The organism is Herbaspirillum sp. NPDC087042, from assembly GCF_044745245.1.
Classification (GTDB): domain Bacteria; phylum Pseudomonadota; class Gammaproteobacteria; order Burkholderiales; family Burkholderiaceae_D; genus Herbaspirillum.
This window is the reverse complement of record NZ_JBIUZW010000011.1, coordinates 126400-141006: the sequence shown is the minus strand read 5'-3', so window position 1 is coordinate 141006 and position 14607 is coordinate 126400. Positions and strand designations below refer to the sequence as shown.

The window sequence follows — 14607 nt, the reverse complement described above, 5'->3', positions numbered from 1 at the left end:
CCTGCTTCATGCAAAACCGGACTGCGTGCAGTCCGGTTTTTTTTCGTGCGCAGACGGCCTGTTCCGATATGCCTATTCCGCCTCGCCGGCTTTCTCGACCTTCTTGACCACCGCATAGCGCTCCAGTGTCTGCGCGCGCGCCTGGGCATGGTCGACGATGGGGCGGGGATAGTGCTGGCCCAGCGTTACGCCGGCGCTCATGCGTTCATCGGGCGTGGCGGTCCAGGGCGCATGGATGCGCTTGTCGGAAAGTTTGGCCAGCTCTGGCAGGTAACGGCGGATGAACTTGCCGTCGGGATCGAATTTCTCTGACTGTGTGACCGGGTTGAAGATGCGGAAGTAGGGCTGGGCATCGCAGCCCGAGGAAGACGCCCATTGCCAGCCGCCGTTGTTGGCCGCCAGGTCGAAGTCGTTCAGGTGGATGGCAAAATACTTCTCGCCCCAGCGCCAGTCGATGCCCAGGTCCTTGGTGAGGAAGCTGGCCACCACCATGCGCAGGCGGTTGTGCATGTAGCCGCTCTGGTTGATCTGGGCCATGGCCGCATCCACCAGCGGGTAACCGGTGCGGCCCTCGCACCAGGCCGCAAACAGTTCCTCGGCATGCGGGCCTTGTTCCCAGCGGATGGCATCGTATTCGGGCTTGAACGATTGCGTGGTCACGCGCGGGTGATGGTGCAGGATCATGAAATAGAAATCGCGCCAGGTCAGCTCCGACAGCCACACCGCCGCACCTGCCGCGCCCTGGCCGGTATGCATGGCCTGCATCGCCGCGCGTGCCAGGGTGCGGATCGAGAGCGTGCCGAAGCGCAGATGCACCGACAGGTAGGAGGGCCCCTTCACCGCCGGGAAGTCGCGTGCCGTGCCGTAGGCGCCGATGCGTCCCATGAAATCCTCCAGCAGCGCCTCGGCGCCGGACATGCCGGTAGGGATCTTCAGTGCCAGCAGATTGCTGGGGACGAAACCCAGTTGTGTATGTGTGGGCAGTGCGTGGTGTGCCTTGCCCGGCGGCCTGGCCAGGGCGGCGAAGTATTTCTCGACCGGATAGGGCTTGAGGTAGAAGTCGCCGCCGGCCGCGGCCAGCTTGGCCATCCAGGCATTCTTGTAGGGCGTGAAGACCGAGAAGGGGCGGGCCGACTGGGTCAGCACTTCATCCTTCTCGAAGATCACCTGGTCCTTGTAGGACAGCAGCTGCGCGCCTTGCCGGTGCAGGCGGGTTGCCACCGACTGGTCGCGCTCGATGGCGGTTGGCTCATAGTCGGCATTGGTGAAGACGGCTTGCGCCGCCAGTTCCGCCGCCAGTTGCGGCACCAGTTGCGCGGCCGCACCATGCAGCACGATCAGGCCGCCGCCAGCCTCGCGCAAGGCCGCATCGAGCTCGGCCACGCTGGCCAGCAGGAAGTCGATGCGCCGGTCCTGCTGCACGCCATCCTCCTTGAGTGCGTCGAGGATGTCGGTATCGAAGACGAACACACACCAGACCTGCCGGCTCTGTTTGAGTGCGTAGTAGAGAGCGGCGTGATCGGTGTGGCGCAGGTCGCGGCGAAACCAGACCAGGGACTTGTCGAATTGGGGCATTGCGATCGTGTCGAAGAGGGTGTGATTGTCGTAGGGACGACATTCCTGCCGTCTACGGTGGCTACTGATTGGTAGCAAATGGGAGGATGATAAAAGATTTCTGCTTGTTTGACCGCTCTCATCTCAAGTGGCGTGGGTGCTGACCGATAATGACCCATCCTTACAAGGATGCATCATGGAGGGACGGTCGCACCTTATCCGGTGTGGCTCCACACAACGAGAGATGGGACGGACATGAAGAACATGAAGATAGGTACCCGGCTGGGGCTGGGTTTTGCAGTGATCCTGGTACTCATGGCGCTGACGACGGGTATCGGCGTATGGCGCCTGCAGGCGGTCGGCAAGCTTAACGACACCATGGTCAACGATGCGCTGGTCAAGGAGAGGCTGGTCAATACCTTCTACAAGTCCATCGAGCTCAACGTTGGCCGTATCGTGGCGGCGGCCAAGAATGCCGACCCCGTGCAGCAGAAGTACTACAAGGACCTGGTGGTCTCGACCATCAGCAAGAACAACGAGTACGTCAAGCGCCTGGAGGAGTTGTTCAACGACGATGCCGGTCGCGCTGCGCTCAACGAGATCAATGAGCGTCGCAAGGTGGTGATTGCCGCCAACAACCAGGTCTTCAAGGAGAAGGATGCCGGCAACGAGGAGGCCGCCCGCAAGATCGTCGAGGAGCAGCTGCTGCCATCCAGCCAGGTCTACCTGGCGGCCATCGAGAAACTGGCCAGCGCGCAGAGCGAACGCATCCAGGCCTTGACCGTGGAGATCGACGGCCTGTTTCGTGCCGCGCGCATCATGATGATCGCCCTGGGCAGCATTGCCATCCTGGTCGGCGTAGCACTGGCCGTGGGGATTACCCGTTCCATCATCGCGCCGTTGCACAAGGCCGTGGATGTGGCCGGTCGGGTGGCCAAGGGTCAGCTGGATAGTCACATCGAGGTGCGCAGCACCGATGAGACCGGGCAGTTGATGCGTGCGCTCAAGGAGATGAACGACAACCTGATGGGCATCGTCAGCCGCGTGCGCGTGGGTACAGATACCATCGCCACGGCCTCCAGCGAAATCGCCCAGGGCAACCTGGATCTCTCCAACCGCACCGAGCAGCAAGCCAGTTCGCTGGAAGAAACCGCCTCGGCCATGGAGGAGCTGACTTCCACCGTGAAGCAGAACGCCGACAACGCCCGCCAGGCCAACCAGCTGGCGGTTTCGGCCTCCGAGGTGGCGGTGCAGGGTGGTTCGGTGGTGTCGCAGGTGGTCTCGACGATGGGTTCCATCAATGATTCCTCGCGCAAGATCGTGGACATCATCGCCGTCATCGACAGCATCGCCTTCCAGACCAATATCCTGGCCCTGAATGCGGCCGTGGAAGCGGCGCGTGCCGGCGAGCAGGGGCGCGGCTTTGCGGTGGTTGCGTCCGAAGTGCGCACGCTGGCCCAGCGCTCGGCCGGCGCGGCCAAGGAAATCAAGGAGTTGATCGGCGACTCGGTGGACAAGGTCGATGCCGGCAGCAGGCTGGTGGAGCAGGCCGGTGCCACGATGGAAGAAGTGGTGGCCAGCGTACGCCGGGTGACCGACATCGTGGCCGAGATCAGTTCGGCCAGCCAGGAGCAGAGCGATGGCATCGAGCAGGTCAATCAGGCCATCAGCCTGATGGATGAAGCGACCCAGCAGAATGCGGCGCTGGTGGAGCAGGCTGCTGCGGCGGCGCGGCAGATGCAGGAGCAGGCGGCGGGATTGAGCGAGACGGTCAGCGTGTTCCGTTTGCGCGGATAGGCAGGGAAGGCGCTCCGGTCGGAGCGCCTTCGATACGCTGCGCGGGGCGCAGCTACTCAGTACGAACGGGGATATGGTTTTCTTGCGGGCTTTCTTAAAAGCGTCGCCGAAAACGCAAAAGGCCGATTGATTTTCATCAATCGACCTTTTTTGTTTGCTGCGCACTGAGGGACTCGGTCACGTCCCGCGACCCCGTCTGGCCTTGCAAGGCCAGACTTTCTCGTCCCTCCCGCAAAGCGCGCAGGCGCTTTGCTCGTGTGCCCAAAAACGCAAAAGGCCGACTGACTTTCGTCAATCGACCTTTTTTGTTTTGGTGCCCACGGAGGGACTCGAACCCCCACACCTCGCGGCACATGGACCTGAACCATGCGCGTCTACCAATTCCGCCACGTGGGCTGCGCTGTAAAGCGAAGAACATGATTATATATCGTGGATTGGAACTGTCAACACCTTTTGTGCCCGGAATGCACATTTTTCGTTGTGATTCGATATCTTCCCGGCATCCCGGGGCCGTATTGCGGTTAGGTAAATGGCCGCAACTCCGTTACACTAGGCAGATCCATCAACTTGGGCGAACTTCGCCCGGGTTTTTCCAACAATTGCGCGAACGAAACTTTTGAGCCAATTTCCCTATTCCATTCCCAGTCGGGAAGAGATCCTCGGCATCCTGCGTACGTCCTCCGGTGCGCAAAACGCTGCCGCCCTGGCAGTCGCGCTGGGCGTCAAGCCTGAAGAAGTGGATGGCCTGACGCGCCGCCTCAATGCCATGGAACGCGACGGCCAGATCAAGCCCGATCGCGCCGGTAACTACAAGCTGACCCACTCGCCCGATTTCATCGAGGGCCGGGTGTCCAGCCATCGCGATGGTTTCGGTTTCCTGCTGCCCGATGATGGCAGCGCTGACCTGTTCCTGCCCGAGAAGGAAATGCAGAAGGTCATGCACGGCGACCGCGTCCAGGCGCGCATCGTCGGCACCGACCGTCGCGGCCGTCCGGAAGGCACCATCGTCGAAGTGGTGGAGCGCGCCAACTCCCACGTGATCGGCCGTCTCCTCAATGAGAACGGCGTCTGGGTGGTCGCCCCCGAAGACAAGCGCATCGGCCACGACGTGCTGCTGGCCGGCCCCCCGGGCAAGGCCAAGGCGGGGCAAGTGGTCAGCGTGGAGCTGACCGAGCATCCCTCGCGCTATACCCAGCCGGTGGGCAAGATCGTCGAGATCCTGGGCGATATCGACGACCCCGGCATGGAAATCGAAATCGCCGTGCGCAAGTACGGTGTCCCGCACGAATTCTCGGAAGCGGCCAAGAAGCTCTCGGCCAAGCTGCCCAGCGAAGTCAAGGCGGCTGACCTCAAGGACCGTGTCGACCTGCGCGACGTGCCCATGGTCACCATCGATGGCGAAGATGCCCGCGACTTCGACGATGCGGTCTACTGCGAACCGGTCAAGATCGGCCGTACCAAGGGCTATCGCCTGATCGTGGCGATTGCCGACGTCAGCCACTACGTCAAGCCCAACGATGCGCTGGACGTCGATGCGCTGGAGCGCAGCACCTCGGTCTACTTCCCGCGCCGGGTCATCCCGATGCTGCCGGAAAAACTCTCCAACGGCCTGTGCTCGCTGAACCCGGACGTGGACCGCCTGACCCTGGTGTGCGATGCCGTCATCACCGCCAAGGGCGAGATCAAGGCCTACCAGTTCTATCCGGCCGTGATCCACTCGGCTGCGCGCCTGACCTATACGGAAGTCGCCTCCATCCTGGCCAATACCAAGGGGCCGGAAGCGGCGCGCCGCATCGGCCTGGTGCCGCACCTGGCGCACCTCTACGAAGTGTTCCAGGCGCTGCTGACGTCACGCCAGGCGCGTGGCGCGATCGACTTCGAGACCACCGAGACCTACATCGTCTGCAACGCCGCCGGCAAGATCGAGAAGATCCTGCCGCGCACCCGCAACGATGCGCACCGCCTGATCGAGGAATGCATGCTGGCGGCCAACGTCTGTGCCGCCGACCTGTTGAAGCGCCATGACCATCCCGCGCTCTATCGTATCCACGCCGGCCCCACCAAGGAAAAGCTGACCCAGCTGCGCACCTTCCTGAAGCAGGTTGGCCTGACGCTGGGCGGTGGCGACACCCCCAGCGCGTCCGACTATGCCGAGCTGATGCCCAAGGTCAAGGCGCGCCCGGACGCGGTGCTGATCCAGACCATGCTGCTGCGCTCGATGCAGCAGGCGGTCTACAGCCCCGACAACATCGGTCACTTCGGCCTGTCCTACGAGTCTTACGCGCACTTCACCAGCCCGATCCGTCGTTATCCGGACCTGCTGACCCACCGTGCCATCAAGGCCGTGCTGCAGGGCAAGCGCTACGAGCCCAAGGGCATCGACAGCAGCGCCCTGAATACCTCGATCTCGCCGGCCGCCCGCAAGGCGCAGGCGCAGCAGCGCGCCAACGACAAGGCTGCCGGCAAGAAGCCGCGCGGCGAGAGCAGCCTGGCCATCTGGGAAGCCCTGGGCCTGCACTGCTCGGCCAACGAACGCCGTGCCGACGAGGCCTCGCGTGATGTCGAGGCCTGGCTGAAGTGCTACTTCATCCGCGACAAGCTGGGTGAGGAATTCACCGGCACCATCGCCGGGGTGGCCACCTTCGGCATCTTCGTGCAACTCGATGCCCTGTACATCGAAGGCCTGGTGCACGTCACCGAGCTGGGCGCCGATTACTTCCAGTACGACGAAGCCCGTCACGAACTGCGCGGCGAGCGCACCGGCATCCGCTACCAGCTGACCGACCGCGTCACCGTCCAGGTCAGCCGGGTCGACCTGGATGCGCGCAAGATCGACCTGTCGCTGGTCAACGAGCCAGGCATCCGCACCCTGATCAAGAACGAGGCCAAGCGCGCCGAGACGGCCGCACGCGGCAAGCCGGGCGCGGCCAAGGCCGGTGCCGGTGGCGCGGCTGGACAGCCGGCCGCACGTGGCAAGAAGGCCGCCGCACCCAAGCCGGCCAATGCAGCGGACAAGCCCAAGGGCGGCGCCAAGGCCCGTGCCGGTGCGACGCATGCCCGTGCGGGCGAGGCCGACCGCAAGCGTGCCTCCGCCAAGGGCTTCAACAAGGGCGGCAAGAAGAAGCGATGAAGCAATGCAGTGCTCCCCGGCCACGTGGTGGTGGGGAGTACCAGAATGATTTGAACGATTGACAGCAAGACGAAACAAGCAGGATCTATGAAGAGCAAAATGATTTTCGGCTTCCATGCCGTGACCTCCCGTATCCGTCACGAGGCTTCCTCGGTGGACGAGATCTACGTCGATGCCGAGCGTCGCGACCGCCGCATGCTGGACTTGCTGCACGCGGCCAAGGAAGCCAATGTGCGCATCATCCAGGCCGACGACCAGCGCCTCGCGGCCATGGTCGGCACGCGCCGTCACCAGGGCGTGGTGGCCAAGGCCGCCGCGCTGTCGCTGGCGCGTACCCTGGATGAATTGCTGGATGCCGTGGTCGGTCCGCCGCTGCTGCTGATCCTCGATGGCATCACCGACCCGCATAACCTGGGCGCCTGCCTGCGCGTGGCCGATGGCGCCGGCGCGCATGCCGTGATCGCTCCCAAGGATCGTGCCGTGGGCTTGAACGCCACCGCCATGAAGGTCTCCAGCGGCGCCTCCGATACCGTGCCCTACATCACCGTCACCAACCTGGCGCGCACCATGCGCGACCTGAAGGAGCGCGGCGTGTGGATCATCGGTACCTCCGACGATGCCGAGAAGGGCCTCTATGAGGGTGACTTCACCGGCCCGACCGCGCTGGTCATGGGTTCCGAAGGCGAGGGCATGCGTCGCCTGACCCGCGAGACCTGCGACGTGCTGGTCAATATCCCCATGTTCGGTTCGGTCGAGAGCCTCAACGTGTCCGTGGCCTCGGGTGTGTGTCTGTACGAGGCGCGACGCCAGCGCTTGCCCAAGTAAGTCCGGTCATCCCCGCATGACAACATCGCCGGACTATATGTCCGGCGATTTTTTTTTTGGTGTTTCATTGGGCAACCTCGCCCTGCAGTTTTTCCAACGTTCCAGGAAGATCATCATGTTCAGCCGACTCAGAGAAGACATCGCCAGCATCCGTGAGCGGGATCCCGCCGCACGTAACAGCTGGGAGGTGCTGACCTGTTATCCCGGCCTGCATGCGGTGATCCTGCATCGCTGGGCCAAGACCTGCTGGAATGCTGACCTGAAGTGGCTGGGCCGTTTCATCTCGCAACTGGGCCGCACGCTCACCGGTATCGAGATCCATCCCGGCGCCACCATCGGCCGCCGTGTCTTCATCGATCACGGCATGGGCGTGGTCATCGGCGAGACGGCCATCGTCGGTGACGATTCCACCATCTACCAGGGCGTGACCCTGGGTGGCACGTCGTTGTCCAAGGGGGCCAAGCGCCATCCCACGCTGGGGCGCGGCGTCATCATCGGCGCCGGAGCCAAGGTGTTGGGTGGCTTTACGGTGGGGGATGGAGCCAAGGTCGGGTCCAATGCCGTGGTGACCAAGGAAGTGCCGGCCGGTGCGACGGCGGTGGGCAATCCGGCGCGCATCGTCGAGCGCAATGCCGGCCAGCAGGAGCGCGACCAGGCCGCCGCGCGGCTGTTTGCCGCCTATGGCGTGATGCCCAACGGCGATGATCCGCTGTCCAAGGCCCTGCATGGCCTGATCAACCAGGTGGCCGCGCAGGAGCAGCAGCTGGAGGCCGTGCTGGCAGCCTTGAAGGGAGCGGGGATAGGCTGTCGACGCCTGGAAGAAGCCGGGCACTTCGACGCCGCACAATTGAACCGCCTGGTCGATTGAGGCGGGGTGTCGCAGCCTGTGCAAGCCAGGCTGCGGTGACAGGCGAGGGGATCAGGCGATCTCGTCGCCGTTCGCGTCCATACGGCGCAGTACGCCATCGGCGCTGAGGCTGATCCAGCCGCCGCGTGGCGCCTCCACGTCGTATTCCCAATCCGGCAGTACATAGCGCAGCTTGCCATCGCCGAGGCGATGCAGGGCGGGGCGATGCGTGTGGCCGTGGATCAGCACCTCGGTACCGGTCTGCGCGAAGAGGGCCGCGATGGCGTCGGCGTTGACGTCCATGATGGCCATTTCCTTGCTCTGGTTGGCGTCCTGGCTGTTCTTGCGGATGCCTTCGATGATGGCCTTGCGCTGCGCCAGCGGCATCGCCAGGAACTGCTGCTGGTAGGCCGGCTGGCGCACCTGGGCACGGAAGGCCATGTAGGCCTGGTCATCCGTGCATTGGGCGTCGCCATGGGCCAGCGCCAGCGTGCGTCCGGCGGCGGTGATGACGTGCGGATCGGGCAGCAGCGTCAGGCCCGCTGCCTGCGCAAAGCCCTGGCCGACCAGGAAGTCGCGGTTGCCGGCCATCCAGAACACTTGCACACCCTGGGCCTGCAAGGCCTTGAGCGCATCGGCGATGTGCTGGTTGTAGGGCGTGGCCAGGTCGTCGTCACCCGCCCAGTATTCGAAGATGTCGCCCAGCAGGTAAAGCTGCTGCGTGCGCGTGGCGTGGTGCTGCAGGAAGGCCAGGAAGGCTGCCGTGGTGCGGGGCAGGGCGGCTTGCAGATGCAGGTCGGAAACAAAAAGCGCAACCGTCGGTTGCGCTTTCTGCATGAACTGGAAATCAGTCATGATAGGGAGACAGGTCGGGTCTTAGACCACTTCTGCCTTCTCGATCACCACGTCTTCCGTAGGCACGTCGGCGAACATGCCGGCGCGGGTGGTCTTCACACCCTTGATCTTGTCGACCACTTCAGTGCCTTCGACGACCTTGCCGAAGACGCAGTAGCCCCAGCCGTCCTGGCCCGGGTAGTCCAGGAAGCTGTTGTTCTTGACGTTGATGAAGAACTGCGCCGAGGCCGAGTGCGGTGCGGCGGTACGGGCCATGGCCAGGGTGTAGGGCTCGTTCTTCAGGCCGTTCTTGGCTTCGTTCTCGATGGGCTCGTTGGTTTCCTTCTGCTTCATGCCGGGTTCGAAGCCGCCGCCCTGGATCATGAAACCGTCGATGACGCGGTGGAAGATGGTGCCGTTGTAGTGACCGGCATTGACGTAGGCCAGGAAGTTTTCAACGGTCTTCGGCGCCTTTTCCGCGTCCAGTTCGATTCGGATGTTGCCGTGGTTGGTGGTGAGCAGAACTGCCATGTTGAATCCTTTGCGTGAGGGTAAAAATAAAAAAACGAGGCGGGCGACATGGGCCCGCCTGCATGGTCGGTATCGGGGCCTGGGCTTACTTGACGAGGGTGGCCGATTCGATCACCACCGGGGTGACCGGCACGTCGCCGCCGCCCGTGCGCACCTGCTTGATCTTGTCGACCACGTCGGCACCGGCGATGACCCGGCCGAAGACGGCATAGCCCCAGCCGTCCTGGCCGGGGTAGTTCAGGAAGCGGTTGTCCGCCACGTTGATGAAGAACTGGGCCGTCGCCGAATGCGGTGCCGAAGTACGCGCCATCGCGACAGTATAAACCTCGTTCTTCAACCCGTTATTGGCCTCGTTCTTGATGGGCGCGTCGGTGGCCTTCTCGCGCATGTTCTGGTCGTAGCCACCGCCCTGGATCATGAAGCCATTGATGACGCGGTGGAACACCGTGCCGTTGTACTGGCCCTTCTTGACGTACTTGAGGAAGTTCTCGACCGAGACCGGCGCCTTGTCGGCGTTGAGCTCGACGGTGATGTCGCCCATGCTGGTCTTGATCAGCACGCGCGGTGCATCGGCCGCCAGGGCGGGCAGGGTCAGCGAAGCCGACAGGGAGGCTGCTGCAACCATGCGCAGCAGATGACGGCGAGAAATGATCATGCGTTACCTTCGTAAATGATTTTCCATTGCGAGCCTTCGCGTACCCAGTACTGGCGCTTGCGGATCGCATTCTTGCTCTTGCCGACCGCACTCTCCTGGGTGAAGGTGCTGACGATCATGTCTTCGGCCACGCCAGGATAGCGGAACAGGCTGACATCGCGCAGTTTGACACTGGTAAAGCGCGCGCCGTTCATGCTCTTTTGCTGGCGGCCGAACCAGGTTGCCAGGTTTTCGCCCTGGGCCGAGCGGAATTCGGGCGAGTAATACGACAACACCTTGTCGGCGTCGGCGTTTTCCAGCGACTGGCCCCATTGCTCCAGGATGGAAGCGGCGGCGTCGCGCTGCCGGCTCCATTCGTTCTTGTCCACGAACTGCACATGCTGGCTGATCACCACCACCGTCTTGCCGACCTCGGCGGTGGAATACAGGTTCTGCAGATCGGGATTGGCCAGTACCACGCAGCCGTCGGAGGACAGCGGCGGACGGCTGAAGTTGTCCGAGGGCGTGCCATGCAGCCAGATGCCATAGCCGCTGCGGCCATTGCGCTTGTCCCACTCATTCGGGTAGGACAGGGGCAGGGCGCCGGTGCCATAGAAGTCCGGCAGCTTGGGGCCGGGAATGCGGTTGTTGACGTAGTACACGCCGATGGGCGTGCGCTGGTCGCCGGACTTGGTCTTGTTGGCGCCGAAACGCCCTTGCGAGATGTAGTAGTCGGTCTGGTATTTCAGCTCGCCACCCTGGTTCTCGTAGACGTACATGCGCGAGCGCGTGGTGTCGACCACCAGCACGTTCTTCTGGTCGTCGCCCACCTGCAGCACGGCCTTGGGGATCAGCGCCGGATCGGGCTTCTCCTGCAGCGAACGGATGCGCACCAGGGCTTCGTCACGCAACTCCTTGAGGCGATCCTGTGGGCCGTCGGTCATGGCGCCGATATTGCGTACCGGCCGGGCGTGCATCAGCAACAGGTCGCCGCGGACCAGATGGCCCAGGCGGAAGGTCGGATAGGCCGCCACCAGTGCGTCGGCCTTGGCCTGGGCTTCGCGCAGGCGGTTGGCACCGAGATCCTTGTAGATCTCGATCAGCAGTGCTTCCGGATCGGCCTTGGCCGTGGAGGCGCCCGCAGCGTTGCTTTGCGGGGGAATCGAGGAAGAAGAGGCAACGCTGCCCGTCGAGGGCAGGGCTGCGAGACCCAACATCAGCAGGCATCCCAGCATGCGCGCGGGACGCCCTTGCAAAGCGCTAGCCACCAATTACCCTCCCGATCGTTCCTGTTTGATCAGCCATCGATTGCCCTGTTTGACGAAGATCAGGGTCTTGCGGCTGTCCACCGTCAGCCGGTTCGAATTATATATCTGGCGATAGCGCACGGTGGCAATGTTGCCATTGATGCTGACCTGGGCGTTGCTGACCTTGACGCTGATACGGCCCTTGTCCTCGATGCGGGCGCGGCGTTCCTCGGCCCAGTCCTTGCGGCTGGCACCCTTGGGGGCATCGAAGTCGCTGGCATAGTGGCCCAGGTAGCTGCGCACGTCCTTGTCGCTCCAGGCCTTGGCCCAGCTGTTGAGGGCGGCCAGCACCGTGGCCTTGTCCTGTTCGGCACTGGCGTCGGCACGCGCCTTGTCCTTGTCGGCCCGGGACTTGTCGGCTCGGGCTTTCTCGGCAGCCGCCAGCTTGTCGGCGCGCGCCTTCTCGGCGGCGGCCTGGGCGGCCTTCTCCTGCTCGGCGCGAGCGGCCTTTTCCTTCTCCAGGCGCTCGGCCTTGTCCTTTTCCTTCTGGGCCAGCAGGTCCTTCTGTTTCTGTTCGGCAGCGGCCTTGTCGGCGGCAGCCTTCTGGGCGCGGGCCTGCTCGGCCGCCAGCTGATCGGCACGGGCCTTCTCGGCGCGGGCTTTCTCGGCGGCAGCCTTGTCGGCAGCCAGCTTGTCGGCGGCCGCCTTGGCAGCGGCGGCCTTTTCTGCTGCAGCGGCCTTTTCGGTCGCGGCCTTGTCGGCAGCGGCTTTCTCTGCGGCGGCCTTGTCGGCCGCAGCTTTTTCCTTGTCGCTGGTGGCCTTGGCGATGGCCGTCTTCTCGGCTTCGGCCTTGTCGGCGGCAGCCTGCTGGGCGGCCTTCTCGACGGCCAGGGCGCGATTGCGCTCCTGCTGCTCGGCAGCGGCGGCGTCGGCGCGGGCCTTGGCGTCGCGCTGGGCTGCTGCACTGGCCTGGGCCAGGCGCGGCACGGTACCGCCGGTGGTGTTGCCGTTGAGCGAGCGCAGCAGGGTCAGCTTGGGCTGAGGTACGTTATTGCCCGGATCGATCTGCAAGGCCTTGTCGTAAGCCTGGCTGGCCAGCTTGGCATAGACATCGCCCAGGTTTTCCAGCGCCGTGGCATAGGTCGGATTGGTGCGCATGGCCATGTCCAGCGCCGCGCGGGCCTTGTCATACTGACCATCGGCGGCATAAAGCACGGCCAGGTTGTTGTACGGTTCGGGCAGGTCGGGGAAGTCCTCGGTCAACTTCGCAAACACCGCGATGGCCTCGGCAGAACGGTTTTGTTCTGCTAAGATCAGGCCCTTCGTGAAACGCAGTTGCGCATCGCGCGGGTGTTTTGCCAGTATGGCATCGGTCCTGGTCAGTGCTTCTGCATACTGGCCGGCGCGCATGAGCTTGTTGATGTCGGACATCTCGCTGGCATGGGCAACCCCGGCAGGCAGGGCAGACATGGCCAGGAGTGCGGCCACCAGGCTGGACATCACCGCCGTCTTATGGGCAGTTTTGCTGATCAAGCCGCGCAAACCATGAGTGGATGTCTGTTCTTGTGATTCTGGGGCCATGGTTTTATCGATGCTATACTCGAAGAAATTCGAAGAAAGCTGGCATTTTATATCAAACAAGTACGACAAAAAGAGGTTTGGCTACCGTGACCCGTTCATGTTGCAACTGCTGCTAGAACAATGATCCCCAGCCAAGGGCAGCCCAGTGGCCCGTCCTCGTCGGGCGCAGGCCCTGCGGACAAGGCATGAACCAGGCGCCGACCCAGGCGCCGCCAAACCAAGAATTCCCATCCCATGAGCGAGCTCAAGATTTACAACACGCTAGCGCGTGATAAGCAGACCTTTTCCCCGATCGAACCAGGCAAGGTACGCTTGTACGTGTGCGGCATGACCGTGTATGACTATTGCCATATCGGCCATGCCCGCGTGCTGGTGGTGTTCGACATAGTGCAGCGCTGGCTGCGCGCCTCCGGTTACGACGTGACCTATGTGCGCAACATCACCGACATCGATGACAAGATCATCAAGCGCGCCCTCGAAAACGGCGAATCCATCGGCCAGCTGACCGAGCGTTTCATCGACGCCATGAACGAGGATGCCGGCGCCCTGGGCGTGCAGCGTCCCGACCATGAGCCGCGCGCCACGCGTTATGTGCCGCAGATGCTGGACCTGATCGGCAAGCTGGAAAAGAACGGCCTGGCCTACAAGGCCAGCGATGGCGACGTCAATTACTCGGTGCGCGATTTCCCCGGCTACGGCAAGCTGTCCGGCAAGTCGCTGGATGACCTGCGCGCCGGCGAGCGGGTGGATGTCAATACCGGCAAGCGTGATCCGCTGGACTTCGTGCTCTGGAAGGCCGCCAAGGCGGGCGAGCCGGCCGAGGCCAAGTGGGATTCGCCCTGGGGCTGTGGCCGTCCGGGCTGGCACATCGAGTGCTCGGCCATGTCCAGCGACCTGCTGGGCGACCATTTCGACATCCACGGCGGCGGCCAGGACCTGCAGTTCCCCCACCACGAAAACGAGATCGCCCAGTCCGAAGGCGCGCACCAGCACACCTTCGTCAATTACTGGATGCACAACGGTTTCGTGCGCATCGACAACGAGAAGATGTCGAAGTCGCTGGGCAACTTCTTCACCATCCGCGACGTACTGCAGAAGTACGATGCGGAAGTGCTGCGCTTCTTCATCCTGCGCGCCCACTACCGCAGCCCGCTCAATTATTCGGATGCCCACCTGGACGATGCCCGCCAGGCGCTCACCCGTCTCTATACCGCACTCAAGGACGTGCCGCCGCAAGCTGGTGGCCTGGTCGCCGATGAGGTCTACGTACAGCGCTTCACCGATGCGCTCAACGATGACTTCAATACGCCGGTGGCGATCTCGGTGCTGTTCGAGCTGGCCAACGAAGTCAATCGCAGCCGTTCGCCGCAGCAGGCGCGCCAGCTCAAGGCGCTGGCCGGCATCCTGGGGCTGTTGCAGCGCGAGCCGGGCGAGTACCTGAAGGGTGGCGTGCCGGCCGAAGGCGGCCTGGACGAAGCTGCCATCGAAGCCCTGATCGCGGCCCGCAAGGCGGCCAAGGCGGGGCGCGACTTCGCCGCTGCCGACCGTATCCGTGCCGAACTGACGGACGCCGGCATCATTCTGGAAGACAAACCGGGCGGACTGACCGAGTGGCGGAGAGCTTGAT

11 protein-coding genes and 1 tRNA gene are annotated in these 14607 nt (G+C 63.5%); 5 read left to right on the top strand and 7 right to left on the bottom strand.

Going from position 1 to position 14607, the window contains the following annotated elements:
* Nucleotides 1–72: 72 nt before the first annotated feature.
* On the bottom strand, nt 73–1575 hold the full coding sequence (locus ACIPHN_RS16220) for a cryptochrome/photolyase family protein (protein WP_400437751.1): 1503 nt from the start codon (nt 1573–1575) through the stop codon (nt 73–75).
* A gap of 234 nt (nt 1576–1809) precedes the next feature.
* Between ACIPHN_RS16220 and ACIPHN_RS16215 the strand changes: the two genes are divergently transcribed.
* Nucleotides 1810–3351 carry a methyl-accepting chemotaxis protein gene (locus ACIPHN_RS16215; protein ID WP_400437750.1) on the top strand — a complete coding sequence of 514 codons (1542 nt, stop codon included), beginning with the start codon at nt 1810–1812 and terminating at the stop codon, nt 3349–3351.
* A 311-nt stretch (nt 3352–3662) separates the two neighbouring features.
* Here the strand turns inward: ACIPHN_RS16215 and ACIPHN_RS16210 are convergent.
* Nucleotides 3663–3747: transfer RNA gene (locus ACIPHN_RS16210), tRNA-Leu, on the bottom strand.
* Nucleotides 3748–3967: 220 nt separating this feature from the next.
* Between ACIPHN_RS16210 and rnr the strand changes: the two genes are divergently transcribed.
* From rnr to cysE, 3 genes are all read left to right on the top strand, one after another.
* On the top strand, nt 3968–6481 hold the full coding sequence (rnr, locus tag ACIPHN_RS16205; RefSeq protein ID WP_400437749.1) for a ribonuclease R: 2514 nt from the start codon (nt 3968–3970) through the stop codon (nt 6479–6481).
* Nucleotides 6482–6568: 87 nt separating this feature from the next.
* Nucleotides 6569–7306: a 23S rRNA (guanosine(2251)-2'-O)-methyltransferase RlmB gene (gene rlmB / locus ACIPHN_RS16200; protein WP_013233865.1), complete on the top strand. Its 738-nt coding sequence runs from the start codon at nt 6569–6571 to the stop codon at nt 7304–7306.
* Nucleotides 7307–7421: 115 nt separating this feature from the next.
* Nucleotides 7422–8174 (top strand): serine O-acetyltransferase, encoded by a 753-nt coding sequence (cysE, locus tag ACIPHN_RS16195; protein WP_400437748.1) that lies wholly within the window; start codon nt 7422–7424, stop codon nt 8172–8174.
* Nucleotides 8175–8225: 51 nt separating this feature from the next.
* Here cysE and ACIPHN_RS16190 read toward each other — a convergent pair whose 3' ends face one another.
* The 5 genes from ACIPHN_RS16190 to ACIPHN_RS16170 form a co-directional block, all read right to left on the bottom strand.
* The gene (locus ACIPHN_RS16190; protein ID WP_400437747.1) at nt 8226–9008 is read right to left on the bottom strand and encodes a UDP-2,3-diacylglucosamine diphosphatase; all 783 of its coding nucleotides are present in this window, start codon (nt 9006–9008) and stop codon (nt 8226–8228) included.
* Nucleotides 9009–9029: 21 nt separating this feature from the next.
* Nucleotides 9030–9518 carry a peptidylprolyl isomerase gene (locus tag ACIPHN_RS16185; RefSeq protein WP_400437746.1) on the bottom strand — a complete coding sequence of 163 codons (489 nt, stop codon included), beginning with the start codon at nt 9516–9518 and terminating at the stop codon, nt 9030–9032.
* A gap of 85 nt (nt 9519–9603) precedes the next feature.
* Nucleotides 9604–10173: a peptidylprolyl isomerase gene (locus ACIPHN_RS16180; RefSeq protein ID WP_400437745.1), complete on the bottom strand. Its 570-nt coding sequence runs from the start codon at nt 10171–10173 to the stop codon at nt 9604–9606.
* Nucleotides 10170–11387, bottom strand: coding sequence for a L,D-transpeptidase family protein (locus ACIPHN_RS16175; protein WP_400437817.1), 1218 nt, complete (start codon nt 11385–11387; stop codon nt 10170–10172). The genes ACIPHN_RS16180 and ACIPHN_RS16175 overlap by 4 nt, the downstream gene beginning before the upstream one ends.
* A gap of 36 nt (nt 11388–11423) precedes the next feature.
* Nucleotides 11424–12980, bottom strand: coding sequence for a tetratricopeptide repeat protein (locus tag ACIPHN_RS16170; RefSeq protein WP_400437744.1), 1557 nt, complete (start codon nt 12978–12980; stop codon nt 11424–11426).
* Nucleotides 12981–13214: 234 nt separating this feature from the next.
* Here ACIPHN_RS16170 and cysS point away from each other — a divergent pair, with 234 nt between their 5' ends.
* Nucleotides 13215–14606: a cysteine--tRNA ligase gene (gene cysS, locus ACIPHN_RS16165; protein ID WP_400437743.1), complete on the top strand. Its 1392-nt coding sequence runs from the start codon at nt 13215–13217 to the stop codon at nt 14604–14606.
* The last annotated feature ends 1 nt before the right edge of the window (nt 14607 follow it).

Excerpts from the sequence above, each read along its gene's own strand:
- cysS (WP_400437743.1), top strand. The coding sequence starts at position 13,215 with ATGAGCGAGCTCAAGATTTACAACACGCTAGCGCGTGATAAGCAGACC.
- ACIPHN_RS16180 (WP_400437745.1), bottom strand. The coding sequence starts at position 10,173 with ATGATCATTTCTCGCCGTCATCTGCTGCGCATGGTTGCAGCAGCCTCC.
- ACIPHN_RS16175 (WP_400437817.1), bottom strand. The coding sequence starts at position 11,387 with ATGCTGGGATGCCTGCTGATGTTGGGTCTCGCAGCCCTGCCCTCGACG.
- ACIPHN_RS16215 (WP_400437750.1), top strand. The coding sequence starts at position 1,810 with ATGAAGAACATGAAGATAGGTACCCGGCTGGGGCTGGGTTTTGCAGTG.
- ACIPHN_RS16220 (WP_400437751.1), bottom strand. The coding sequence starts at position 1,575 with ATGCCCCAATTCGACAAGTCCCTGGTCTGGTTTCGCCGCGACCTGCGC.
- ACIPHN_RS16170 (WP_400437744.1), bottom strand. The coding sequence starts at position 12,980 with ATGGCCCCAGAATCACAAGAACAGACATCCACTCATGGTTTGCGCGGC.
- ACIPHN_RS16185 (WP_400437746.1), bottom strand. The coding sequence starts at position 9,518 with ATGGCAGTTCTGCTCACCACCAACCACGGCAACATCCGAATCGAACTG.
- rlmB (WP_013233865.1), top strand. The coding sequence starts at position 6,569 with ATGAAGAGCAAAATGATTTTCGGCTTCCATGCCGTGACCTCCCGTATC.
- cysE (WP_400437748.1), top strand. The coding sequence starts at position 7,422 with ATGTTCAGCCGACTCAGAGAAGACATCGCCAGCATCCGTGAGCGGGAT.
- ACIPHN_RS16190 (WP_400437747.1), bottom strand. The coding sequence starts at position 9,008 with ATGACTGATTTCCAGTTCATGCAGAAAGCGCAACCGACGGTTGCGCTT.